This window comes from Motilibacter aurantiacus, assembly GCF_011250645.1.
GTDB classification, from domain to species: domain Bacteria; phylum Actinomycetota; class Actinomycetes; order Motilibacterales; family Motilibacteraceae; genus Motilibacter_A; species Motilibacter_A aurantiacus.
In genome coordinates this window covers 25,894-49,881 of record NZ_JAANNO010000001.1, presented here as the reverse complement: position 1 = coordinate 49,881, position 23,988 = coordinate 25,894, and the positions used below count along the sequence as shown (strand labels likewise).

At 74.8% G+C, this 23,988-nt stretch carries 22 protein-coding genes and 1 pseudogene; 9 read left to right on the top strand and 14 right to left on the bottom strand.

What is annotated here, in order from left to right:
• Window positions 1-68 precede the first annotated feature (68 nt).
• From G9H72_RS00230 to G9H72_RS00215, 4 genes are read left to right on the top strand one after another with little or no spacing between them, the layout of a single operon-like run.
• On the top strand, window positions 69-1,232 hold the full coding sequence (locus G9H72_RS00230; protein WP_166166009.1) for an HpcH/HpaI aldolase/citrate lyase family protein: 1,164 nt from the start codon (window positions 69-71) through the stop codon (window positions 1,230-1,232).
• Window positions 1,229-3,913, top strand: a complete 2,685-nt coding sequence (locus G9H72_RS00225; protein WP_166166008.1) for a phosphoribosyltransferase — start codon at window positions 1,229-1,231, stop codon at window positions 3,911-3,913. The genes G9H72_RS00230 and G9H72_RS00225 overlap by 4 nt, the downstream gene beginning before the upstream one ends.
• Window positions 3,910-4,764, top strand: a complete 855-nt coding sequence (locus G9H72_RS00220) for an HAD family hydrolase (RefSeq protein WP_166166007.1) — start codon at window positions 3,910-3,912, stop codon at window positions 4,762-4,764. The genes G9H72_RS00225 and G9H72_RS00220 overlap by 4 nt, the downstream gene beginning before the upstream one ends.
• Before the next feature lie 30 nt (window positions 4,765-4,794).
• Entirely contained in the window at window positions 4,795-5,754 is a 960-nt protein-coding gene (locus G9H72_RS00215) for a threonine/serine dehydratase (RefSeq protein WP_331271853.1), read from the top strand.
• Window positions 5,755-5,823: 69 nt separating this feature from the next.
• On the opposite strand, the gene G9H72_RS00210 is transcribed toward G9H72_RS00215, so the two are convergent.
• Complete coding sequence (locus G9H72_RS00210; RefSeq protein WP_166166006.1) at window positions 5,824-6,663, bottom strand: NAD(P)H-binding protein; 840 nt, start codon at window positions 6,661-6,663, stop codon at window positions 5,824-5,826.
• 135 nt (window positions 6,664-6,798) lie between these two features.
• Here G9H72_RS00210 and G9H72_RS23295 point away from each other — a divergent pair.
• Window positions 6,799-7,365 (top strand): annotated as a pseudogene (locus tag G9H72_RS23295) (dihydrofolate reductase family protein); the annotation flags it as partial.
• A 20-nt stretch (window positions 7,366-7,385) separates the two neighbouring features.
• On the opposite strand, the gene G9H72_RS00200 reads toward G9H72_RS23295, so the two are convergent.
• Complete coding sequence (locus G9H72_RS00200; protein WP_166166005.1) at window positions 7,386-8,264, bottom strand: alpha/beta fold hydrolase; 879 nt, start codon at window positions 8,262-8,264, stop codon at window positions 7,386-7,388.
• A 121-nt stretch (window positions 8,265-8,385) separates the two neighbouring features.
• On the opposite strand from G9H72_RS00200, the gene G9H72_RS22130 reads away from it, so the two are divergent.
• Window positions 8,386-11,640: an AfsR/SARP family transcriptional regulator gene (locus tag G9H72_RS22130; protein WP_166166004.1), complete on the top strand. Its 3,255-nt coding sequence runs from the start codon at window positions 8,386-8,388 to the stop codon at window positions 11,638-11,640.
• A gap of 68 nt (window positions 11,641-11,708) precedes the next feature.
• Here the strand turns inward: G9H72_RS22130 and G9H72_RS00190 are convergent, their stop codons facing one another.
• Window positions 11,709-12,380, bottom strand: a complete 672-nt coding sequence (locus tag G9H72_RS00190) for a hypothetical protein (RefSeq protein WP_166166003.1) — start codon at window positions 12,378-12,380, stop codon at window positions 11,709-11,711.
• Here G9H72_RS00190 and G9H72_RS00185 point away from each other — a divergent pair, their 5' ends adjacent.
• Window positions 12,381-13,031 (top strand): hypothetical protein, encoded by a 651-nt coding sequence (locus G9H72_RS00185; RefSeq protein ID WP_231126153.1) that lies wholly within the window; start codon window positions 12,381-12,383, stop codon window positions 13,029-13,031.
• Between the two features lie 30 nt (window positions 13,032-13,061).
• Here the strand turns inward: G9H72_RS00185 and G9H72_RS00180 are convergent, their stop codons facing one another.
• The 8 genes from G9H72_RS00180 to G9H72_RS00145 all read right to left on the bottom strand — a co-directional run bounded on the left by G9H72_RS00180 (window position 13,062) and on the right by G9H72_RS00145 (window position 19,760).
• Window positions 13,062-14,288: a pyridoxal phosphate-dependent aminotransferase gene (locus G9H72_RS00180; RefSeq protein WP_166166002.1), complete on the bottom strand. Its 1,227-nt coding sequence runs from the start codon at window positions 14,286-14,288 to the stop codon at window positions 13,062-13,064.
• A 103-nt stretch (window positions 14,289-14,391) separates the two neighbouring features.
• Window positions 14,392-15,327 carry a hypothetical protein gene (locus G9H72_RS00175; RefSeq protein ID WP_166166001.1) on the bottom strand — a complete coding sequence of 312 codons (936 nt, stop codon included), beginning with the start codon at window positions 15,325-15,327 and terminating at the stop codon, window positions 14,392-14,394.
• Entirely contained in the window at window positions 15,324-16,265 is a 942-nt protein-coding gene (locus G9H72_RS00170) for a LysR family transcriptional regulator (protein ID WP_166166000.1), read from the bottom strand. The genes G9H72_RS00175 and G9H72_RS00170 overlap by 4 nt, the downstream gene beginning before the upstream one ends.
• Before the next feature lie 257 nt (window positions 16,266-16,522).
• Complete coding sequence (locus tag G9H72_RS00165; protein ID WP_166165999.1) at window positions 16,523-17,272, bottom strand: AIM24 family protein; 750 nt, start codon at window positions 17,270-17,272, stop codon at window positions 16,523-16,525.
• Between the two features lie 11 nt (window positions 17,273-17,283).
• Window positions 17,284-17,964 carry an AIM24 family protein gene (locus tag G9H72_RS00160; protein ID WP_166165998.1) on the bottom strand — a complete coding sequence of 227 codons (681 nt, stop codon included), beginning with the start codon at window positions 17,962-17,964 and terminating at the stop codon, window positions 17,284-17,286.
• A 1-nt stretch (window position 17,965) separates the two neighbouring features.
• Window positions 17,966-18,571 (bottom strand): AIM24 family protein, encoded by a 606-nt coding sequence (locus G9H72_RS00155; RefSeq protein ID WP_166167590.1) that lies wholly within the window; start codon window positions 18,569-18,571, stop codon window positions 17,966-17,968.
• 128 nt (window positions 18,572-18,699) lie between these two features.
• Complete coding sequence (locus tag G9H72_RS21030; protein ID WP_331271851.1) at window positions 18,700-19,296, bottom strand: HNH endonuclease family protein; 597 nt, start codon at window positions 19,294-19,296, stop codon at window positions 18,700-18,702.
• Window positions 19,297-19,514: 218 nt separating this feature from the next.
• On the bottom strand, window positions 19,515-19,760 hold the full coding sequence (locus G9H72_RS00145; protein WP_166165997.1) for a DUF2630 family protein: 246 nt from the start codon (window positions 19,758-19,760) through the stop codon (window positions 19,515-19,517).
• A 94-nt stretch (window positions 19,761-19,854) separates the two neighbouring features.
• On the opposite strand from G9H72_RS00145, the gene G9H72_RS00140 reads away from it, so the two are divergent.
• Together G9H72_RS00140 and G9H72_RS00135 are read left to right on the top strand one after the other, a co-directional pair.
• Entirely contained in the window at window positions 19,855-20,172 is a 318-nt protein-coding gene (locus G9H72_RS00140; RefSeq protein ID WP_166165996.1) for a GNAT family N-acetyltransferase, read from the top strand.
• Window positions 20,173-20,209: 37 nt separating this feature from the next.
• Window positions 20,210-20,425: a DUF7661 family protein gene (locus G9H72_RS00135; RefSeq protein WP_166165995.1), complete on the top strand. Its 216-nt coding sequence runs from the start codon at window positions 20,210-20,212 to the stop codon at window positions 20,423-20,425.
• 31 nt (window positions 20,426-20,456) lie between these two features.
• On the opposite strand, the gene G9H72_RS00130 is transcribed toward G9H72_RS00135, so the two are convergent.
• The 3 genes from G9H72_RS00130 to G9H72_RS00120 are packed head-to-tail and all read right to left on the bottom strand — an operon-like array spanning window position 20,457 to window position 23,905.
• Complete coding sequence (locus G9H72_RS00130; RefSeq protein WP_166165994.1) at window positions 20,457-20,759, bottom strand: UBP-type zinc finger domain-containing protein; 303 nt, start codon at window positions 20,757-20,759, stop codon at window positions 20,457-20,459.
• A gap of 24 nt (window positions 20,760-20,783) precedes the next feature.
• Window positions 20,784-22,211: an ATP-binding protein gene (locus tag G9H72_RS00125; RefSeq protein WP_166165993.1), complete on the bottom strand. Its 1,428-nt coding sequence runs from the start codon at window positions 22,209-22,211 to the stop codon at window positions 20,784-20,786.
• Complete coding sequence (locus tag G9H72_RS00120; RefSeq protein ID WP_166167584.1) at window positions 22,208-23,905, bottom strand: FAD-dependent oxidoreductase; 1,698 nt, start codon at window positions 23,903-23,905, stop codon at window positions 22,208-22,210. Before G9H72_RS00120 ends, G9H72_RS00125 begins: the two co-directional genes overlap by 4 nt.
• Between the last annotated feature and the right edge of the window lie 83 nt (window positions 23,906-23,988).

Sequence of the window (23,988 nt, the reverse complement as noted above, 5' to 3'; positions counted from 1 at the left end):
CGTGCGAGCGGATGTTGCAGCCGGATGACAGCCCGGACGCGCCCTTGAGCCCCAGGGGAGGAAAGGTCATGCGGCACTTCGACCACGTCGCACCGCAGGTCCGCGAGCACCTGTTCCACGTGCAGCCCGCTCCCTTCGACCGGACGAGCGACCCGGCGACGCTCGCGGCCGCGCTCGGCGCGACGCTCTACTGCCCGGCCAACCGCCCCCGCCTGGCCGAGGACATCGTCCGGCAGGCGGGCGCCGGCGTGCGCAGCCTGGTCGTGTGCCTGGAGGACGCGGTGCCCGACGCGGAGGTCGAGGCAGCGCAGACGCACGCGGTGCAGCAGCTGAGCGCCCTCGCCGCGACGCCCGAGGCCGACCTGCCGCTGCTCTTCGTCCGGGTGCGCCGCCCGGGCCAGATGGCGCAGATCGTCCGCGCCCTCGGGCCTCACGCCGAGGTGCTCAGCGGGTTCGTGGTGCCGAAGTTCACCGACCTGTCGGGGGTCGCCTACCTGGACGAGCTCGCCGAGCTGCGCGCGGCCACGGGGCTGCGGCTCTTCCTCATGCCGGTGCTGGAGTCGCCGGAGATCGTCTACCGTGAGACGCGTACGGACGTCCTCGTCGGCGTCGCGCGCCTGCTCGGCAAGCACCGCGACATGGTCCTCGCCGTGCGCATCGGCGCCACCGACCTGTGCAGCGCCTACGGCATCCGTCGCGACAGGGAGCTCACGATCTACGACGTCCACCCGGTGGCCAGCGCGATCGGCGACATCGTCAACGTGCTCGGCCGCAGCGACGAGTCCGGGTTCGTGGTGACCGGCCCCGTCTGGGAGTACTTCTCGGCCCACGAGCGGGTCTTCCGCCCGCTGCTGCGCACCACGCCCTTCGAGGAGAACGACGCCCGCGGGCTCCGCCACGAGCTGGTCGACGGCGGGATGGACGGGCTGCTGCGCGAGGTCCAGCTGGACAAGGCCAACGGCCTGACCGGCAAGACGGTCATCCACCCGGCCCACGTCGGCGTGGTGCACGCCATGTCCGTGGTCAGCCACGAGGAGTGGAGCGACGCCCGCGACGTCCTCGGCAGCGCCTCCCGCGGCGGGGTCAGCCGTTCCGACTACGGCAACAAGATGAACGAGAGCAAGCCGCACACGTCCTGGGCGCTGCGGACCATGCGCCGGGCCGAGGTCTTCGGCGTCGCCGCCGAGGACGTCAGCCACGTCGACCTGCTCGCCGCGAGCGTGGGCACGTGACGAGCTCGGCCCCGTTCACGCCGTGGACCGGGGGGTGGGCCTCCCGCGAGCTCGGCCTCGGGCTGCGCACCGCGGCCTCGCCGGTCGGGCTCGAGCTGGAGGACCTGCTGGGGCTGGCGCTGCGGCGCAACCCGCGCCGCGCGCACCTGCTCGTCTCGCGCGTCCTCGGCAAGCACGTCCCCACCGACCCCCGGCTCGTCGACGCCTGCGGCCTGTTGCTCGGACGCCTCGCGGGGCAGCTGCTCGGCCACGGCCACGGCGGGCAGGAGGAGCTGGCGCCCCTCGTCGGCGCCGCTGTCCGTGGCGACGCCGCGGCCCCGGGCGCGCTGTGGCGCCGGCTGCGCGGCCCGGCGCTGCCCGCCCCGCCGGCGAGCGCCGGCGCTCCCGTCGTCGTCGGGTTCGCCGAGACGGCGACCGCGCTGGGGCACTGCGTCGCCGACGCGCTGCAGGCGGCGTACCTGCACTCCACGCGACGGGCGGTGCCGGGGGTCGAGCCGTTGGCAGGGTTCGAGGAGGAGCACAGCCACGCCACGAGCCATCTGCTGCTGCCGGCCGACCCCGCCCTGCTCGCTGGGGAAGGGCCGCTCGTGCTCGTGGACGACGAGCTGAGCACCGGGCTCACGGCACGCAACACGATCAGCGCGCTGCACCGGGCCAACCCCCGCTCCCGCTACGTCATCGCCGCCCTCGTCGACCTGCGGGCCGCGAAGGACCGGGAGGCCATGGCCCGCTTCGCCGCGGAGCTCGGGGCCACGGTCGACGTCGTCGCCCTCGCCGCCGGCGAGGCGGAGCTGCCGCCGGGGCTCACGGAGCGGGCGGCCGAGCGGATCGCGGAGCTCGATGCGGCCGGCGGCCCGGCGGGCACGGCCACGGGCGCGGCCCCCGGGCCCCGGCCGCCGGCCGGGCTGCAGCGGCTGGCGAGCCACTGGCCGCGGAAGACGCCGGAGGGTGGCCGGCACGGCTTCGCGGCCGCCGACCGGCCCGCCTTCGACGCCGCGGTCGCGGCGACCGCCGGCGCGCTGCGGGACGCGCTGGGCCCGCTCGTCCTGCGGCCGGGAGCGCGCGTCCTGGTCCTCGGCACCGAGGAGCTGCTCTACGCCCCGCTGCGCATCGCCGCGGAGCTCGCCGAGCTCGCGCCCGAGGCGGCTGTCCGTTTCTCGTCCACGACCCGGTCGCCGGTCCTGGTGCTGGACGACCCGGGCTACGCCGTACGCACCGCGCTGGCCTTCCCGGCCTGCGACGACCCCGCGGACGGGCCCGGCACGCGCTACGCCTACAACGTCGCCCCGCCCGCCGGCCACCCCGAGCCCGACGCGGTCGTGCTCGTGGTCGACGACGCCGCCGACACCCCCGAGCTGTACGCCCCCGGCGGCCTGCTGGCGGCCGTGCGCTCGGTCACGCCCGAGGCCGTCCTCGTCGTGCTGCCGAGCGGGCTGCGCGGCCCTGTGCACCTGCCGGAGCCGCTGCGCGGCCCGGGGCACCTGCCGGAGCCGCTGCGCGGCCCGGTGCACCTGCCGGAGCCGCTGCGCGGCCCGGTGTTCGGCTCCTACCCCGCCGACGAGGTCGGGTGGCTGCTGAAGGACCTCTCGGGGGTCGCGCTCGAGGCGCCGGTGGAGGAGCGCGAGGAGGCCATCCAGTCCGGCGGCGCGCACTACGCGGAGTCGCTGCCGGTGGAGTACCAACCCACGGCGGCGTACCAGCAGCTCTTCGTCGACGCCCTGGACGCCTCGGCCCGGCGGCTGGCACACGCGGTCGGCGTGGTGACCGAGATGGTGCTGGCCGAGCGCGGCGACGGGGCGGTGCTCGTGAGCCTGGCGCGGGCGGGCACGCCGGTCGGTGTGCTCATGCGGCGATGGGCTGCGACGCGCGGGCTCGACGTGCCGCACTACTCGGCCAGCATCGTGCGCGGCCGCGGCATCGACGAGGTGGCGCTGCGCTGGCTGGCGTCGGCGCACCGCCCGGAGGACGTCGTCTTCGTTGACGGGTGGACCGGCAAGGGCGCCATCGCCCGCGAGCTGCGCGTGGCGCTCGACCTCCACGCCGGGCGCACGGGCGCGCGCTTCGACCCGCGGCTCGCCGTCCTGGCCGACCCGGGGCGGTGCGTCGAGGTGTTCGGCACCCGCGACGACTTCCTCATCCCGTCGGCCTGCCTGAACTCCACCGTCTCCGGCCTGGTCAGCCGCACGGTCCTCAACGCCCGGCTGATCGGCCCGCGTGACTTCCACGGCGCCAAGTACTACGCCGAGCTCGCGCACGCCGACGTCAGCCTGCGCTTCGTCGACGCGGTCTCGGCCAGGTTCGCGGAGGTCCGGGCCGAGGTGGACCGGGACTGGCCGCTGCTTGCGGCCGGGGAGCGCGAGCCGACCTGGGCTGGGTGGGCGGCGGTGGAGCGGGTGAGCAAGGACTACGGCATCGACGACGTCAACCTGGTGAAGCCGGGGGTCGGCGAGACGACGCGCGTCCTGCTCCGCCGGGTCCCGTGGCGCGTCCTCGTGCGGCGCGGGGACGAGCCGGGGCTGGCCCACGTGCTGCTGCTCGCCGAGCAGCGCGGGGTGCCGGTCGAGGCCGTCGACGACCTTCCCTACAGCTGCGTCGGGCTCATCCACCCGCGCTACACACGCGGGGCGACCGGAGCGGACGGCCGCACGGCGGCCGGCACCGAACGAAGGACAGGCACATGAGCGACACGACATCCGACGCTGCGGACGGGGGCCCGGTGGGCTACGCGACCCCCGTGGTCGCGGCCTGCGACCTCGACCGCACGCTGATCTTCTCCGCGCGCGCCCTCGGCCTGCGCGTCCCCGACGCCGAGGCCCCGAGCATGCTGGTCGCGGAGGTCTACCACGGCGAGCCGCTGTCCTTCCTCACCGCGGAGGCCGGCCGGCTGCTGCAGGAGCTCGCGGCGGCGGCGGTGCTGGTCCCGACCACCACGCGCACCCGCGACCAGTACGCCCGGGTGCGGCTGCCCGGCCCGCAGCCGCACTACGCGGTGTGCGCCAACGGCGGTCATCTGCTGGTCGACGGCCGGCCCGACGAGGACTGGCGCCGGCAGGTCGACGCCGCACTGGCGGCCGCGTGCGCGCCGCTGGAGACCATCACCGAGCACCTGCGCAAGGTGTCCGACCCGCGCTGGACCCGCAAACTGCGCATCGCTGAAGATCTCTTCTGCTATGCCGTGGTGCAGCGTGACGAGATGCCCGTCGGGCTGGTGTCCGAGCTGACGATGTGGGCCGAGACGCAGGGGTGGACCGTCTCGTTGCAGGGGCGCAAGCTCTACCTCGTCCCGCGCCCGCTCACGAAGTCTGCTGCCATCGTCGAGGTCGTGCAGCGGGTCGGAGCGGGGCGGGTCCTCGCTGCCGGGGACTCGCTCCTGGACGCCGAGCTCCTCGAGCTGGCCGACGCCGGGGTGCGCCCGGCCCACGGGGAGCTGCACGACCAGGGGTGGAACGCCCCGCACGTCGGTGTCACGCGCAGCTCGGGCGTCATGGCCGGCGAGGAGATCACGCGGTGGCTGCTCGACCTGGTGCGCTGAGCGCGACGGGCCGCTCCGTAAGGTCGGGCCGTGAGTGAGCAGCTGCACCGGGCGGGCACGATCACGCCCGAGGACGTTTCCGCGGCCGAGCGCCGCATCCAGGGGTACGTGCGCCGGACGCCGATGCTGGAGGCCGGCGGCGGGCTGTGGCTGAAGTGCGAGCACCTTCAGCACACGGGGGTGTTCAAGCCCAGAGGTGCGTTCAACCGGATGCTCGCCGCCCGCGAGGCCGGCGTCCTGGACCCGACGGTCGGTGTCGTCGCCGCCTCCGGGGGCAACGCAGGGCTTGCCAACGCGTACGCCGCGTCCGTGCTCGGGGTGCCCGCCACGGTGTTCGTCCCCGAGACGGCGCCCGCGGTGAAGGTCGCGCGGCTGCGCGGCTACGGGGCGCAGGTGCGCCAGGTCGGGCAGCAGTACGCCGAGGCGTACGACGCGGCCCTGCTGCACTGCACCGAGCGCGGGGCGCTCTTCTGCCACGCGTACGACCAGCCGGAGATCGCCGCCGGCGCCGGCACGATCGGCACCGAGATCCTGGCCGACCTGCCGGACGTCGACACGGTCGTGCTCGCCGTCGGCGGGGGCGGGCTGCTCGCAGGGGTGGCGACCGCCGTCGCCGGCCGGGCCCGGGTCGTCGCCGTCGAGCCGGAGACCGCGCCGACGCTGCACTCCGCCCTGGCCGCCGGCCGGCCGGTCGACGTGCCGGTCTCCGGCATCGCCGCCGACTCGCTGGGCGCGCGCCGGGTCGGCGACATCGCGTTCGGCGTCGCCGGTCGGACGGCGCCGGTCAGCGTGCTGGTGCGCGACGCGGACGTCGTGGCCGCCCGGCGCGCGCTGTGGGAGGACTACCGCATCGCCGCCGAGTACGGCGCGGCGACCGCGCTCGCGGGGCTGCTCGGCGGGGCGTACGCGCCCGAGCCGGGGGAGCGGGTGGCCGTCCTGGTGTGCGGGGCGAACACCGACCCGAGCACGCTGGCCGACGAGGCGCTGTAGGGGACGGCCGACCGTGGAGCGCCAAGGGCGCCCTGACGCCCCTGGCGCTCCACGAGCTCGGCGGCGCCGTCAGCGCCGGGTGTGGAGCAGCTGCCCGGAGTCGGCGAGGAACGCCTCCAGGGTGCGCGCGGGGCGTCCCGTCACCCGCTCGACCGTGTCCGTCACCCCGGAGAACGCCCCGGAGCGGACGCGGTCGAAGGTGACGGTGTCGACGGCACGCGCCCAGCCCGTGGAGCCCGCCACGGCGTCGTCGACCGTGAGCTCGCGATGGGCCACGGGGTGGCCGGCCGCGGCGGAGAGCAGCTCCGCCGTCCGCGGCAGCGACAGCGCCTCGGGGCCGGACAGCTCGTAGACCTGGCCCGCGTGCCCCTCCTCGAGCAGCGCGTGCGCCCCTACGGCCGCGATGTCCACCGCGTCGATCCAGGCGACGCTCGCCCCGCCGCTCGGGAACGCCAGCTCCCCGTCCGCGATCGCGTCGCGGTAGAACCGCGGGTCGGTGAAGACCTGCATGAACCAGCTGGGCCGCAGGATCGTCCAACCGCGGCCGCTCTGCCGGACGACGCCCTCGACCCGCAGCGCCCACCCGTCGAGCCCCTCGTAGTCCGCCTCCCGCTCGGACAGCAGCACGACCCGCGCATCCCCAGGCGCGGCGTCGAGCAGGGCGCGGACGAGCTCCGGTGCGTCGGGCCGGTCGGGCCGTACGACGTAGACGGCGTCGACCCCGGCCGTCGCCGCCGGCCAGCCGGACGGGTCGTCCCAGGAGAAGGCCGTGGGCCGTGCGCCGGCGACGTTGACTGCCGCGGGGTCGCTGCTCCCGGCCAGCACCTCGACGCGGCCGCGGGCGAGGAGGAGCTCGACCATCGGCACTCCGGTCTTGCCGCGGGCACCGGTGACGAGGACCCGTGTCATGAAGGTCTCCCTCTGCTCGTCGTCGTCGCCCGCGACCTCGTGCCGCAGGCCCTGCCGATGATCATGCCCCCCGATGACTCGGCCGCGGGAGCGCGGTCCACCCCTGCACCTGCCCGCGCGACCGAGGAGAGCGTCATGACCGCGGCCTACACGTTCCACGTCTTCGCCAGCCTCGACGGCTACGGCTCCTACGGCCCGGACGGCGACTGGGGCGGCTACTGGGGCAACGAGGGCCGGAGCTGCTGCAGCACCGGACGGAGGCCTACGCGCAGCCGCAGCGGATGGTCTTCGGCGCCCGGACCTACCGGGAGCTCGCGCAGATGCGGGCGTCGGGTGCGCTCGACCCCGATCCGGAGTCGGAGGCACGCGCATGCTCGCCCTGCCGGCGACGGCGGTCCCGTCCACGCTGCCGCAGCCGCTCGACCGGCCGGGAGCCACGGTCGAGGCCGGGGACGCCGTCGCGGGGGTATCCGGCTCAAGCAGGAGTCCGACGTGCCGTTGCGCTCGCACGGGAGCCTGTCGCTGGACCGGGCGCTGCTGGACGCCGGGCTCGTCGACCGCGTCCAGGTGACGGTCTTCCCGGTCATCACGGGCCGGACCGGCGTTCAGCCGGTCTTCGGCGGGGCGGGCGACGTCGACCTGGAGCTGCTGAGCGGCCGGACGGTCGACGGCCGCCCCCAGGAGCTGGTCTACCGCCCCACCCGCACTGACCGGCGGTCCCGCTACCGCGCGAGGAGCGCCCGCAGCGCGCCGAGGACGTCCGCGGGGGACTCCTCGGCCATGAAGTGGCCGCTCGCCACGAAGCGGTGGTCGAGATCGGCGGCCCACGCCTGCCAGCGCGACACGGCGGCCGAGCTGAAGTCCGGGCCCCAGTCCTGCTGGAGCACGCCGACGGGCATGCGCAGCCGGCTGCCCGCCGCGCGGTCGGCCAGGTCGTGGTCGACGTCGACCGTCGCCGAAGCCCGGTAGTCGGCGACGATCGACGGCACCGCGGCCCGGCAGGCGTCGAGGTACGCCGCCCGCACGTCGGCCGGGATCGCTGAAGCGTCGTTGACCCACAGGTCGAGGAAATACCCGAAGAAATCATCAGCAGAAGCCGTGATCATGGATTCGGGAAGCCCGGGCGGCTGGGCCATGAGGTAGAGGTGGAAGGCGACGGCCGCCGTCCGGCCCTGCAGCACCTCCCACGAGTCGACCGTCGGCAGGACGTCGAGCGCCAGCAGGTGCGTGACGACGTCGGGGAAGTCGAGGCCGGCCCGGATCGCCACCAGGGCGCCCCGGTCGTGGCCGGCGAGGGCGAACCGCTCGTGCCCCAGCGCCCGGGCGACGGCGACGACGTCCGCGGCCATGGTGCGCTTGGAGTACGCCTGCCCGTCGGGGTCGGCCGGCTTGTCGCTCGCGCCGTAGCCGCGCAGGTCCGGGCAGACCACCGTGTGGTCCGCGGCCAGGTCAGGGGCGACGTGCCGCCACATCAGGTGCGTCTGGGGGAAGCCGTGCAGCAGCACGACGGGGCTGCCCGTCCCGCCGACCGTCACGGACAGGGCCACGCCGTCGGCCACCTCGATGTGCTGCTGCCGGAACCCGGGGATCGTGAGGGTCATCCGCTCGTCCTTTGCTGTCGCTGTCGCAGTCTCCGGCCCGCACGCCGGGCCGCAGAGCCACAGTGCGGGGTCTCGATCAGCAGCCGATCAGCACGCGGGGTTGCAGTAGCGTCGGGGCGACATGGTCACGTTCCGGGTGCTCGGGCCGCTGGAGGCGTACGCCGGGGACCGCCCGCTCGGCCTCAAGGGCCCGCGGCACCGGGCCGTGCTGGCCCGGCTGCTCGTGTCCCGCGGGCGCGTCGTGCCCGTCCGCAGGCTGGTCGAGGACCTGTGGGAGGACGCGCCGGAGGGGGCCGTCGGGGCGGTCCAGACGTTCGTGGGGGCGCTGCGCAAGGCCCTGGAGCCGGATCGCCCGCCGCGCACGCCCTCCCGCCTGCTGATCACCGCGGCGCCGGGCTACGCGTTGCGGCCCGGGCGGGGCGCGGTCGACGCCTGGCGGTTCGAGGACGCGGTCGCCGACGCGGAGCGGCTGCTCGCGAGCGGTGGGGCGGCCGGCGCGCTGGCCCGGCTGGAGCGGGCGCTCGAGGACTGGCGGGGCGGGGCGTACGCCGAGTTCGCCGAGCTGCCCTGGGCGCACGCGGAGGCGGCGCGCCTGGAGGAGCTGCGGCTGCTCGCGGTGGAGCGACATGCCGCGGCGGCGCTGGCGCTCGGCCGGGACGCGGCGGCGGTTCCGGGCCTGGAGGCGCACGTCGAGGCCCGTCCGCTGCGCGAGGAGGGCTGGCGGCTGCTTGCCCTCGCGCTGTACCGCTCCGGGCGCCAGGCGGACGCCCTCGCCGTCCTGCGCCGTGCCCGGGAGGCGCTGCGCGGCGCGGTGGGGGCCGACCCCGGCCCGGCCCTCGGGCAGCTGCAGGCCGACATCCTGGCCCACGCGCCGGCGCTGCTGCCCGCCCCCGCGGCCGTCGCGGTCGCCGCGCCCGTCCTCCGGTCGGAGGCGCCGTTCGTCGGCCGAACGGACGAGCTGGCCGCGCTGGAGCAGGCAGCGGCCGCCGTGCTCGCCGACGGCCGCCCGCGCGTCGCCCTGGTCTCGGGGGCGCCCGGCGCCGGGAAGACCGCGCTGGCCCGCGAGCTGGCCGGCCGGCTGGCGGCGGCGGGCTGGGCGACGGGACGCGGGGAGTGCCCGGAGCTCACCGGCGCGCCGACGGTGTGGCCGTGGACGGGCGCCTTGCGCAGCGCGGGCGCCGGGGAGCAGGAGCTCCGGTCGGCCGGTCTCGGCGGCCCGGGCCCGGCTGAGGGGCAGCGGTTCGACCGGGCGCGCTCGGTCGTCGGGCTGGTGGCGGCGGCAGCGGCGCGGCGTCCGCTGCTGCTCGTCCTCGACGACCTGCACTGGGCCGACGAGGACACGCTCGCGCTGCTGGCGCCGGTGGCCACGTCCGACGCCGGCCGGGCCCTGCTCGTGGTGACGTACCGCTCGACCGAGCTGTCCGGGCAGCTGACCGAGGCGCTGGCGCGCCTGGCGAGGGGGGGCCCGCTGCGGGTGTACCTGGGCGGCCTGCCCGCGGACCAGGTCGGCGCGCTCGCCGAAGCGGTGGCGTCGCGGCCGCTGCCGCCCGCGCAGGTGCGCCGGGTCCACGCGCGCAGCGGGGGCAACCCCTTCTTCGTCCACGAGCTGCTCAGGGTCTGGGACGCCGAGGGCGAGGCCGCGCTGCAGGCGGTGCCGCCCGGAGTCCGCGACGTGCTGCGCCACCGGCTGGGCACGCTGCCGGCGGCTGCCCGCGACGTGCTGCGCCGGGCGGCCGTGCTCGGCGGCGAGGTGGAGCTGGAGCTTCTCGTGGCCGCGGACGGGGACGAGGGGCGCGTGCTCGACGCGGTCGAGGCGGCCCTGCTCGCCGGGTTCGTGGAGGAGGCCGGGCCGGACCGGATGCGGTTCGCGCACGCCCTGGTGCAGGAGACGGTGTACGCCGACGTGCCTTTCGCCCGGCGGGCGCAGTGGCACGCCGCGGCCGCCGCGTACCTGCTCGACGTGCGCCCCGACGACATCGAGGCCCTCGCCTTCCACCTCGTCCGGGCAGGCAGCCGGGTCGACGCCGCGGTGACCGCGCGGTACGCCGCTGCCGCAGCCCGGCGGGCCGAGCGCCGGTCGGCGATGCACGACGCGGCCCGGCTGTGGGACGAGGCCCTCGCCGCGCTCGACCGGCTGGGGACCGATGCCGGCCGCGCCGGGCTGCAGGCCCGGATGGGCCTGGTCCGCGCGCTCGCCGTCACCGGGCGGCTGGGCGAGGCGCGCTCGCACCGCGCCCGGGCGCTCGACGCGCTCGACCCGGCCACGAGCCCGCTGGAGGCGGTGGACGTCCTCGGCTCCTTCGACGTCCCGGCGATCTGGCCGGTCAACGACGACGAGCAGCTCTCGGCCCGCCTGGTGGAGGCGTCCGAGCGCGCGCTCGTGGCCCTGCCCCCCGGGCGGGACGCCGAGCGCGCCCGGCTGCTCGTCACCGTCGCGATGGAGCGCCGGGCCGACACCGGCCCCCGTGGAGGCAGCGCCGCCGACGAGGCCGAGCGGCTGGCCCGCCGGCTGGACGACCCCGGCCTGCTCGTGCTCGCCCTCAACGCCCGGTTCCTGCAGTCGTACGCCCGGGCGGGGCTCGCCCGCGAGCGCGCCCGGGTCGGTGCCGAGCTCGTCGCGGCCACCCGGGGGGAGGAGGCCCGTGCCCCCTTCGCCGTCCTCGGCCACCTGGTCCAGCTGCAGTCGGCCTGTGCGCTGGCCGACCTCGCCGGTGCGGACGGGCATGCCGCCGCCGTCGACGAGCTGGCCGAGCGCTTCGCCCTGCCGGCTGCCGGCACGTTCACGGCCTGGTACGCCGCGCTGCGGCTCGCGATCGGCGGCCGCCGCACGGAGGCGGGCGCGGCGTACCGGTCGGCGGCGGGCCGGCTCGCCGGCGCGGGCATGTCCGGGCTGGAGGACGGCATCCTCGGGCTGGCGCTGGCGACGCTCGACGACTTCTCGGTCCACAGCGGGCCGTACGCGCCGTGGGTGCGCCCCCTGGCCCTGCTCGCCCGGGGGAACGTCGATGCGGCGCAGGAGGCGCTGCGCGCGGTCCCGCCGTCCCCGCACGACGCGCTCCTGGAGGCGCGCAGCTGCCTGCACGCCTCGGCAGCCGCCGAGCTGGGTGACCGGGAGGCTGCGGAGCGGCTGTACGCCCTGCTGCTGCCGGCGGAGGACGAGCTGGCCGGTGCCGGCAGCGGCCTGGTCACGCTCGGGCCGGTCGCCCTCCACCTCGGCCGGCTGGCCGGGGCGCTGGGGCGCCGCGAGCAGGCGGGCGAGCACTTCCGGCGGGCGGCCCGGGTCGCGGAGCGGGCCCGGGCCGGGCACTGGCGGGACCGGGCGCTCGCCGCTGTGTCCGAGCGACCTGGACCTCGGGGGCGCCGGACGTCGACGTGACCGCGCTCAGCGCCCGTGCTCTCCGGGCGCGCCGGCTCGGCCTCGCCGGGCCCGGCCGTTGCGCAATCTCACGGCTTCCCGTTGGTCGCCGCCTTCGCCTGCGCCCGCAGGAGCTCCTCGTACGTGATGAGGTCGATGACGCGGTTGACGTCCTCCCACCGGCCGTCGATCTTCACCGTCCAGGTGCCGTTGTTCCTCGAGAACGCCTCGACCGGCTTCCAGGTCTGGTTCGGCGGGTTGGCCCCGTCGGGCACGGCGGCGAAGTACGCCGGAGCCAGAGCGGGGGCCACGCGGCCGTAGTTGGGCGTGGTCAGCATCGCCGCCGCCACCTGGCTGCGGGCCGCGTACTCGGCGGCCATCGCGGAAGCTCGCGCCGTGACGTCGCCGCGGACGATGATCGCGATCGAGACCGCCACGGCCGAGAGGATCAGGGCGGCAGCACCCGTGTAGGCGAGCCTCAGCGTCTCGTCCTCGTTGAGCCAGAAGCCCTTCACCGCCGCCCACGCGCCACTGCCCCCACCCACCGTTCCCAGGGCGAGGGCCATCCACTTCGCGAGGGACGTCGCACCGGAGGTTATGACCTGCAAGCTCGCCGGGGTGCCGCCGACCAGGGTGACCGTCGGGCTCTTCGTCTCGCCGGGCCCTTGCTCCCGCCGCTCGAGCAGCTCCAGGTTCTTGAGCAGCCCCTGGATCGGGACGCTCAGGTCACCGTCCGCCGGCGGCCAGGTGACGTTCGCCATGTGCAGCACCCCCGCATCGTCGCGTCGCGCAGCCGCGACCCGGACCGAGCATGTCCCCTCGAGCCGAGCGTCCTCCTGCACTGCGCCGATGACAAGAGCCTGCGGGCACCCCGGCTCGCGGGCCTGGACGCCGACCGGCAGGGTGGTGCCATGACGACGATCAGCGGACGCCCCGCCGTCCTCGCCGCAGCGGCAGCCCGCGGGATGCTCGGCGGCCTGGTGGGCGCAGCGGCGATGACCGCCGGCCAGGCGCTGGAGCGACGGGTGACGGGACGGCCGGCCTCCTACGTCCCGGGCCGGGCCCTGCTGATCCTGCTCGGCCGTGACCCCAGCGACGACGACCACCCCAGGGCGGCGACCCTCGCCATGCAGGTGGGCACCAGCGTCGCCCTCGGCGCCCTCCGCGGGGTGTGGCGCTCGACGGGCCTGATCGCCGTCCGGGCCGACGTGGTGCAGACGATCACCCGCGTCATCGTCGACGTGACGCTGCAGAACGCCACCGGCGCGGGTGCCCCGCCGCGCACCTGGCAGGCAGGGGAGCGCGTGGTGGAGGTCGCCCACTCCGCCGTCAACGCGGTGGCGACCGGGTTCGTCGTCGAGCGCATCGTCGACCCCGTGCTCGAGTCACGGCGCGGCACCGCGAGCCACTGAGGCGGTTGCACAACCGCGTTAGCAGAAGCGTCAGCGCTGCCCCGCGCTCCAGTTGCGGTCGGTCAGGAAGCTGCGGATCCGGCCGAGCGCGTCCTGCAGTTGCTCGACCCGGGGAAGGGTCACGATGCGGAAGTGGTCCGGGGCCGGCCAGTTGAAGCCGGTGCCCTGGACGACCAGCACGTGCTGCTCCTCGAGCAGGTCGAGGATGAGGCGGCGGTCGTCCTTGACGGGGTAGACCTCGGGGTCGAGCCGGGGGAAGCAGTAGAGCGCGCCGCGCGGCTTCACACAGCTGACGCCGGGGATCTCGTTGAGCAGCTTCCACGTCAGGTCACGCTGCTCGAGGAGGCGGCCGCCCGGCAGGATCAGGTCGTTGATGCTCTGGTAGCCGCCGAGCGCGGCCTGGATCGCGTGCTGGGCCGGGACGTTCGGGCAGAGCCGCATGTTCGCGAGCATGTCCAGGCCCTCGATGTAGCTCGCGGCGTGCTTCTTCGGCCCGGACACGATCATCCAGCCGGAGCGGAACCCGGCGACGCGGTACGCCTTCGACAGCCCGTTGAAGGTCAGGCAGAGCAGGTCCGGCGCGATCGCGGCCAGGGACGTGTGCTCGGCGCCGTCGTAGAGGATCTTGTCGTAGATCTCGTCGGCCATCAGGAGCAGGCCGTGCCGGCGCGCGACCTCGGTGATCGCCTCGAGGACGGGCCGGTCGTAGACGGCGCCGGTCGGGTTGTTCGGGTTGATGACGACGATGGCCTTGGTGCGGTCGGTGACCTTGGACTCGAGGTCCTCGACGTCCGGCTGCCAGCCGTTGGACTCGTCGCAGCGGTAGTGCACCGCGCGACCGCCGGCCAGGCTGGTCGACGCGGTCCAGAGCGGGTAGTCCGGCGCCGGGACGAGCACCTCGTCGCCGTTGTCGAGCAGGCCCTGCAGCGCCATGACGATGAGCTCGCTGACGCCGTTGCCCAGGTAGATGTCCTCGACGTCGACGCTCGGGAAGCCCTTGTTCTGCGCGTACTGCATGACCGCGCGCCGGGCGGACAGGATGCCCTTGCTGTCGCTGTAGCCCTGCGCGATCGGCAGGTTGGCGATCATGTCCTCGAGCAGCTCGTGCGGGGCCTCGAAGCCGAACGGCGCCGGGTTGCCGATGTTGAGCTTGATGACCCGGTGGCCTGCGCTCTCCAGCTCCCTGGCTCGGGTCAGTGCGGGGCCTCGGACGTCGTAGAGGACATCGGCGAGCTTGGCGGACTGCAGGACCTCCATGGGCCGATCCTCTCACCGGCGCCCGGAGATCGTCGCGTGGATAAGTGCCGGTGGCCACCGCCTGCCGCTCGGCGAGGTGCCCCTCAACCGCTGCGGCGGGCGGTCACCGCCGCGGCTCGACCCGCACGGTGTTGGACGTGGCGGGGACGACGGCCGGGCTGGCGAGCACCCGCCAGCGGTACTGCCACACCCGCACCGCCGGCTGCGTCACGCAGGCCCGGCCGGCCCGGTTCAGGACGTACGTCCTGGCGGGCCGCCACGTCCCCGACCGTGGCGGCTTGGTCAGCAGGCGGGCGCGCTCCCCGCGCAGCCCCGCTGAGCCGTCCCGCGCGACGACGCAGACCGTGGCGACGCCGCGGCTGTACGCCACCGTCGCCTGGGCCTTCGGGGCCACCCGGGCGGGGCCGGCCGGGGGCGCGGGCTGGGGGCCAGGAGGCGTCGGAGCGGGGCTCGGGGAGGGCGGCGCCGGCGTCGGTGAGGGGGCGGGGCTCGGGGGAGGCGGCGGCTGCACGGGCGAGGTCGCGCCGACCGCGACGGCGGGGGAGAGCTCGTCGGCGGAGGGGGCGAAGTCGGCGGCGCCGGCGCTCACGAGCCGGCCGCCCACGTAGAGCTGCCCGCGCGCGGAGGCCGGGCTGCCGAGGCATCGGCTCGGGGCGTACACGGAGACCGTCGAGCCGGCGGCGTCGTACGCGGCGAACCCGTCGGTGCACACCGTCTCGGCGTCGGACTCGCGGACCACCTCGACCGGCCCGGGCCGGCCGTACTTCCAGAGCACGAAGTCCGCGGTGCCGTCGCCGTCCACGTCGAGCGAGACGCTGACGACGAGCTGCGCGACCGTCGCCGGGTCGTACGCGGCCAGCCGGACGCTGCCGCCGGTGTGGTCGCCGAAGACGCCGATCGAGTACGCGGTGATGTCGGCCGCGGGGGCGGCGTCCCCGGGCTCGTCCGGCCACGACGTCACGGCTGCTGCGGCGGGCGGCTGCGCCAGGCCCACGGCGAGCGCGAGCGCTGCGGGGACGGCCAGCAGCCCGGCTCTCACGCGGACGCCGTCGCCAGCTGGGCGGGAACGACCGACTTCAGCGCCTCGATCATGCGGCTCACCCGGATGTCACCGGTCAAGGTGGGCCTGGTGACCGCGAAGAGCCGCCGGAACGGCTCCTCCCCGCGCAGCCGGCGGACCACGATGTCCTCCCGCAGGCTCGACAGCGCCATCCGCGGTATGAGCGCGACGCCGAGCCCGGCCGCGACGTACCCCTGCGCGGCGGGGAAGTCGTCGGCGTCCATGCCGGTCCGCGGCGTGAAGCCGGCCGCCGCCCAGGCCTCCTGCACGGGCAGCTGGCAGTAGCCCGGGCAGCTCGCCGTGGTCACCCAGTCCTCGTCGACCAGGTCGGCCATGTCGACCTGCCGGCGCGCGGCGAGGCGGTGCTGCTTGGGCAGCACGACCTTGTAGCAGTCGTCGAGCAGGTGGGTGTAGACCAGCCCGTCGTCCGGGATCTCCCGGACCGAGCCGGGCTGCACGGCCACGATGAGGTCGGCGGCGCCGGAGCGCAGCGCCGGGAACGCGTCGTCCGCCTCGCCCGGGCGCAGGTCGAGGGCGACCTGGGGGCACTGGCGCCGGAACTGCCCGACCGCCCCCGGCAGCAGGCCCGACAGCGCGGACGGAAGCACGACCATGCTCAGCTGCCCGGCCTGGCCGGCGCGCAGCGTGACGAGCGCCTGCTCCGCCTCCTCCAGCCGGGAGAGGACGCCGCCGGCGTGCTCGGCGAGCAGCGTGCCCGCCGCCGTGGGGCGCAGCCCGCGGCCCGCCTTCTCGAACAGCGGCGTCCCGGCCTCGCGCTCGAGCGCTGACAGCTGCTGGCTGACGGCGGACGGGGTGTAGCTCAGGGCCTGTGCCGCGGCCGTCACCGAGCCGGTGTCGACGACGGTCTTGAGCACGCGGAGGCGGCGGACGTCCAGCACGGTCCCATCGTGCGCCATGACGACCCTTCAGCACAGCTGAATCGTCGTGCAGAAGTAATTGCTTGTCCCCGACGGGCGGTGCGAGCACCGTTGAAGGCACCAGGACGACGGCCCGTCGGGGGCCATGTCCACAGGGCCTGGAGGGCCGAGAAATGCTGCTGTTGCTTGGATTCTTCCTGCTGCTCGCGATCCTGACGCCGCTGTTCGGAGCGGACTCGCGGGACGGCTCGGACAACTCCGTCGACTGGCGTACGCCGGGCCGTCCCGCGTGAGCGTCAGCGTTGCTGCTCGGCGGCCAGCCGTTGGCTCACGACGCTCTGGATGCGCTGCAGCCCGGGGACCCCGAGCCCCGTGATCTGGCTCTCGAGCTGGGCGAGGTGCGCCGGGTCGGGCCGGGGCACCTCGGTGGACTGGAAGAGGATCGTCCCGGCCCCGGTGAAGTCGAACTGGCGCTCCTCCCCGGACTGGACGCCGAGCACCGCGTGCGCCATCGAGCCGAGGAAGCCCTGCATCCACCCGGTGTCGTAGTGGTGGGACGGGGAGGGGCAGTCGGCCCAGCCGAGCAGCGCCTCCGGGTCGACGCGCAGCGGTGGCTCGGCGAAGATGACCGGCCCGTTGGAGGAGGCCAGGAACTTGCCGGTGCCGATGAGGGTGAGGAAGCCGGGGACGATCGACTGCTTGAGCTCCAGCCCGGTCTCGAACCCGAGCAGGTTCGCGGCGCGGATCGTGAGGTTGCCGGCGTCGAGGTCGTAGGAGTTGATGTCGTAGCCGCGGTCGCCGATGAGGACCTTGCCGTGGCCCTGCGCCACGACCCACTGCTGGACGTAGAGCGGGCTGGAGAAGCGCGCGGCGACCATCGCCGAGAGCGAGGTCTGCGCGAGCCCCTCGAAGCTGGCCTGCCCGTAGTACGCGATCATCGCGCCCTTGCGCAGGAACCACGGCTGGCGCAGCTCGATGCAGAAGGCGTAGGAGTTGACGTTGTCGTCGCTCGGCAGCGTCGACGGATTCAGGATGGTGGGCGCCATGGTCTCTCCCCTCAGAGCTTCTGCTCGGACGCCTGGACGTAGACCGTGCCCTGCCCGGTCACCTTGAGCTGGATCGCCTCGCCCGAGCCCTTGCCCACGGCGTCGCGCCAGCCGACCTTCGCGGACACCTCGACGCTCAGCTGGCCCAGGGCGGCCACGTAGGCCTGCGGGTCGACGGCGACCTGGCTCTGGGGGGTCACCTGGAGCGCGATCGTGCCGCCGTGGCTCAGGATCGCCACCGAGCCGGCGCCGGACAGCTGGGTGGTGAAGAGGCCCTGCCCGGAGACCGCGCCGCTGATCGCCTGTCGGATGCCGCCCGAGCCGAGGAAGACGGTCGAGGACTGCAGCGAGGAGTCGTGGGCGAGCAGCCGGTCCGCCTCGACCTGCAGCTGCTGGCCGGGGCTGACGTCGAGCACGGTGACGTGCGCGCCGCGGAAGCCGTAGTGCACCTCGCCCTGCCCGTGCGCCTCCATCATCGACACGTGCTCGCCGGCTGCACGCTGCGCGAGGCCGCCGGCGAGGCCGGCGAGGCCGCCCATCCCGCCCATCCCGCCTCCCATCCCGCCGGGGACGCCGTGCGGGGTGAAGCCGACCTGGCCGGAGTAGGCGAGCATCGAGCCGCGCCGCGCGACGACGGGCGGGCCGAGCTGGACCTTGACGACCTTGCTGTTGACCTTCTCGAATCGCGCCACGTCACCGCTCCGCAGGCTGGATGTAGACGACGCCGGTCCCGTCGAAGCGCAGGCTGTAGGCCTCTCCGCCGCCCTCGCCGATGAGCGCCTTCCACGAGATGTCCGTGACGAAGGTCTGGCTGAGCTGGCCACGGTGCGCGATGAAGGCGTCCGGGTCCACGACGAGCGGGTACGCCGGCGAGACCTCCAGCGCGATCATCGGCCCGTCCGACAGCACCGCCAGGTCGCCGTGACCCGACACCGTGGTGGTGAACAGGCCCTGCCCGGAGGTCGCGCCGCGCAGCCCGGCGAACGTGACGTCGGTGCGCAGCCCCGGCCCGATCGCCAGCAGCGCGCTGGACTCCACCGACAGGGTGTCACCGGTCAGCTGGACCAGCTCGACCTCCATCCCCGCGTTGGCCAGGTAGACGACGCCGTGGCCGGCCATCTCCATCAGCTCGAGGGACTCGCCGGTCATCTTGCGCTTCAGCGCCGCCTTGAAGCCGCCGCCTCCGCCCATGCCGGCGTTCTTGAACTGCACGTTGCCCTCGTAGGCCACCATCGAGCCGGTGAGCGCGCGCACCGCGTCCCCGGCCAGATGTGCCTCGAGGACGCGTGCTCCGTTCATCCGGAACTGCGCCACTCGTCTCCTCCTCCGCCGTCGCCCGCGCGGGCGCGGTCTCGCAGTCTGCCGCAGTGCGGGCAGCAAGGTCGAGGAGCCGGGCGGGCGGCGGGTGATACGTCGCGGCGACCCGGTCAGCCGCTCGGGAGCGGCTCCTCCGGGCAGCGGGCCAGCACACGCGCGATCGCGGACCGTTCCGCCTCGGTCACCCACAGCCCGTACTTCGCCTTGACCGCCACCTGCCGGGCGACGTACGCGCAGCGGGCCGCCCGGTCCGGCGGCAGCCAGGTGGCGGCGTCGCCGTCGCGCTTGGCCTGGTTGAGCCCGCCGTCGACGGCCAGCAGCTCGAGCGGGTCGTTGGCGAACTGCGCTCGCCGCTGCGCGCTCCACTGCCGGGCGCCCTTCTGCCAGGCGTCGGAGAGCGCGACGACGTGGTCGATCTGCACGGCCCGGCTCGTGCCCTGGCCGCGCACGAACGCGATCGTCGTCCCGGAGTACGGGTCGGCGAGCGTCCCGGCCGCGATCACGCAGTCCCGGGTGCCCGGCCTCGTCGTCACCGCGTCGAGGTCGCGGCGCAGGATGTCGTTGCGGGTGTCGCAGCCGTTGCGGTCCACGTCGGCCCAGGCCGGCCCGAACTCGTCGCGGTCGTAGCCGGTGCGCGGGGCGCGGCCCTTGACCTGCAGGCCGTCGAGCGCGGCGAGTGCCGTGCCGGAGGGCCCCGTGCCGGACACCGCCGGGGGAGCGGGCGCGGAGGACGCCGGCGCGGGCAGCGTGCACCCAGCCAGCGCCAGAGACAGCGCCAGGGACAGCGCCAGTGCCCGGCCCAGGGCCGGCAGCGCGACCCGCGTCCGTACGCCGAGCAGGGAGCCACCTCCTCCTCGTGGCGCGGCCGGTTGCCGGTACGCCTCTCTCCCGCCTGTTCGGCAGCGGGCCGGTCGAGCTCGGGCGACTACTGGAGGTAGCCCTCCACCTCGCCGACCGGCCTGACCGTGGCGCCGTCGGCGTCCTGGCCGGCGTCGCGCCGGGCACGGCGCTGGCGCAGCAGGTCCCAGCACTGGTCCAGCGCCTCCTCGAGCCGCTGCAGCCGGGCGCGCTCGTCCTCCGCGCTCAGGGTGCCGGCCTCCACCTGGGCACGCAGCGTGTGCTCCTGCTCCACCAGCTGGTGCACCTGCTGCAGGATCGACTGCTCGTCCACCGGGGGCTCCTCGTCCGACGCGTCACTGTCGCCCGGACGCTAGAGCATGAGAGCTTGGCGGTCGAGCATCCCCGCTCCTGCCCGAAGGGACGTCATGCATCTCGCCGTCAGCAACGTGGTCGACCGGAAGCGCTACGAGGGCCGGGTCGAGGACGACAACGGGTCGCTCGCCGCGATCGCGGAGTACATCCCGACCGACGCACTGGTGGTGTTCACGCACACCGAGGTGTTCGACGGCTACGAGGGCCAGGGTGTCGCCTCACGGCTCGTGAACGCCGCGCTCGAGGACGTGCGGCGCAACGGCGGAAGAGTCCTTCCGCTGTGCCCCTTCGTGAAGAGCTACATCGCCAAGCACCAGGAGTTCGCCGACCTCGTCTACAGCTCGCGCACTCGGATCAGCAGCGGGGACTGACCCTTGACGGGCGACGCCGCGCTCCCACAATGGGCGCATGCAGCCGCTGTGGTTCGACGTCTACGGCCGGCTGCGGCTGGAGATCGTCCGTGACGGAGGGCAGTGGCGCGTCTACCGGCTGGGGGACGGCACGCGGCGGCCGGACCCCGACGTGGTCATCGCGCCCGAGGTGAGCGAGGACCGGCTCCTCGACGTCCTCGCGGCGGAGTTCTCCGGCTACGGGGAGCCGGGGCGTACGATCCGTCGGCTCTGAGCGGGCCTTCCCGGGGCCCGAGGCTGCGGCGTCAGCTGTGCGACGGGCTCGGCGTCAGCGCCGGAAGGTGGAAGCCGACTTCGTCCGAGTAGCACCAGAGCCAGTCCTCGCCGGGCTCGAACGACTGCACAACCGGGTGGGTGGTGCTTCGGCTGTGCGCGGTGGCGTGCCTGGCGGGGGAGGAGTCGCAGCAGCCGACGTGCCCGCAGGACCGGCACAGCCGCAGGTGGACCCACCAGCCGTCCTCCCGGAGGCAGTCCTCGCACCCGTCGGCGCTGGGCTCGACGGAAGCGTCGATGGTGTCCAGGTGACTGCAGGCGGACGGGTCGGCCATGAGGTGCTCCGGGGTCGGTATCGGTCAGGACAGACGCTGCGTCACGGGCAGTGTGACGCGGAAGGTGGTGCCGCGGTCGCTCGTGGTGAAGCTGATGGAGCCGTTGTGCCGCCGCTCGACGATCCGCCGGGCGTTGTCCAGGCCCAGCCCGCTGCCCTGCCCCTGCGGCTTGGTGGTGAAGAAGGCCTCGAAGACGCGGGGCTGCACGGTCTCCGGGATGCCGGGCCCGGTGTCGGCCACCTCGACACGCACGTCGTTCCCCTCGTGCAGGACGCGCAGGGTGAGGACGCCGTGGCCGTTCATCGCCTGCGCCGCGTTGTCGATGAGGTTGGTCCACACCTGGTTGAGCTCGGCGCCGTAGGCCGGGATCCGCGGCAGCCCCGCGGCGTACTCGCGCACCACGTCGACCGCCTGCAGCTTGTGGCCGAGGATCACCAGCGTGCTCTCGAGGCCGGCGGTGACGTCGACCTCCTGCACCGACGAGCTGTCCATGTAGGAGTACTGCTTGACGGCGGCGACGAGCTCGGAGATGGCGTTCGTCGACTGGGCGATCTCGTCCATGAGCGCCTCGGTCTCCAGCGCGTCGGCCACCCAGCGCAGGCACTTCTGCGCGAGCTTGCCGGTCAGGCCGTCGAGCGCCTCGTCGAGCCACTCGGGGCCGAGGCCGGCGCCGACGAAGACGGCGGCGAGGTCGTACGCCCCCTCGACGCCCGCGGCCTCGATCCGGTCGCCCAGCTCGTCCTCGAGGTCCGCCCGCTCCAGCGGGCTCAGCGGGCCTGCCTCCCGGGCCAGGCGCACCGCGGCCTCCTGGGCCAGTAGCACGCGCTGCAGCGCCGCCGGGTCGACGCCCGGGCTCGCCAGCAGGGCGAGCCCCTTCCGCAGTCCGGCGACCCGCTCGCGCAGCTGTGCGGTGGCCCGGCCGGCGGCTGCGGCGGGGTTGTTGAGCTCGTGGGCCAGGCTCGCGGACAGGGTGCCGAGCTTGGCGAGGTGCTCGCGCTGGCGAACCACCGACTCGGCGTTGCGGATGCCGACGTAGAGCCCCTCGAGCAGGTGCACGGCCATGGGCATGTGGACGTGCATGAACTCGGAGAAGAGCGGCGCGGCCAGCTGGAAGAAGCTGCTCGGCTCGACCGTGACCAGCCCGTTGGAGTAGGTCTCATCCGAGCCCGGGATGAAGGACTTCATCGCCCCGGCGTAGGTGCCGACGTGGTCGGTCTCGTTGATGAGGATGTCCTCGCCGTTGACCGTGCGCAGCAGGCGCACCCGGCCTTCGAGCATCGTGTAGAAGCAGCTCGCGGGCTCGCCCTCGCGGTAGACGACCGCGCCCGCTTCGTACGTCCGCCGCTCGCCGTGCTCGGAGAGCCACTCCAGCTTGGCCTGCGGGAGCGCCTCGAAGAGGAAGAGCTTGCGCAGCTCGTCCGGGCTGACGCGTGCGGTGCCGAGGTCGGTCACAGCCCCTCCAGGTAGCGGTGCACCAGGCTGACGGCAAGCGCCCCCTCGCCGACGGCCGAGGCCACGCGCTTGATCGAGGTGGCCCGCACGTCCCCGGCCGCGAAGACCCCGGGGACGCTGGTCTCCAGCAGGTAGGGGTCGCGCTCGAGCGGCCACCCGGCGGGAGGCCTGCGCTGGGCGTCGAGCAGGTCGGGCCCGGTGACGAGGAAGCCCTTCTCGTCGCGTACGACGGCCTCGCCGAGCCAGGAGGTGCGGGGCTTGGCGCCGATGAAGATGAAGAGCCATTCGGCGTCGACGGTCTCCACCGTGTCCGTGCGGTTGTCGCGCAGCCGCAGCCGCTGCAGGTGCTCCTCGCCCTCGGCCGCGGCGACCTCGGTGCACAGCCGCACCTCGATGTTGTCCGTCGCCTCGATGCGCGCGACGAGGTACTCGCTCATGCTGCGGCGCAGGTCCCCACCGCGGGCGACGATGACGACACGCGAAGCGTATTTGGCGAAGAAGAGTGCTGCCTGGCCTGCCGAGTTGGCGGCTCCGACGATGTAGACGTCCTGCCCGGCGCAGTTGTGCGCCTCATGGGCGGCCGCCCCCTGGTAGACGCCGCGGCCGGTGAACTCCGCGATGCCGGGCGCGGGAAGGGAGGTGTAGGAGACGCCGGTCGCGAGCACGACGGCGTGGCACGCCACCTCGGACCCGTCGGCGAAGTGCGCCTTGCGCCCCTCGCCGGAGGACTCCAGCGAGGTCACCTCGGCCGTGGTCACGATCTCGACCCCGAAGCGCAGTGCCTGGTCCCTCGCTCGCTGCGCCAGGTCGGCTCCTGCAACGCCCTTCGGGAATCCGAGGTAGTTCTCGATGCGGCTGCTCTGCCCCGCCTGGCCGCCGGTCGCCGCCCGCTCGACGAGCAGCGTGCGCAGGCCCTCGCTCGCCGCGTAGACCGCGGAGCCGAGGCCGGCGGGGCCTCCGCCCACCACGACGACGTCGTAGAACGGGCTGCCCGCGGTGGTCGGGAGGCCGACCCGCTCGGCGAGGTCGCGCGGCGTGCAGCGCGCGAGCACGGTGCCGTCGGGCAGGAAGGCGACGGGCAGCTCGTCGGGCGCGTCGTCGAGCCGCGCGACGGCCAGCAGCCGGCGGGCCTCCTCTACGCGTACGTCCAGATGGCGGTAGGGGATGCCGTTGCGGGCCAGGAACTCCTTGGCCAGCTGGGTCTGCGCGCTCCACTGGTGCCCCACCAGAGTGAGCCCCTCGGTCGCCGGCCGGGTGGTGGCCGCCCACTCGCGCAGCAGCTCGTCCAGCGGGGGGTAGAGCCGCTCCTCCGGCGGGTCCCACGGCTTGAGCAGGTAGCGGTCGAGGTCGACCTCGTTGATCGCCCGGATCGCCGCATCCGTGTCCGCGTACGCCGTCAGCAGCACGCGCTTGGCGTCGGGCGCGAGGTCCATCGCCTCCTCGAGGAACTCGATGCCCGTCATCGCCGGCATCCGGTGGTCCGCCAGCAGCAGCGCCACCCGCTCTCCGCGCACGGTCAGCTCGCGCAGCGCGTCCAGGCCCTCTGGCCCGGACTCGGCGCGGACCACGCGGTGGGTGCCACCGTAGCGGCGGCGCAGGTCACGGGCGATGGCGCGCGCCACCCCGGGGTCGTCCTCGACGCTGAGGAGCACCGGCCGCTCGTGAGAAGAGGTCTCAGGAGCCGTCAGCGTCATGTGTCCCGCCTTCCTCATCGCCCCTCGTGCTCGGGGCAGGGGGTAGTTCATCAGCGCGGCGAGCGGGTGTCCAGCGATGTCAG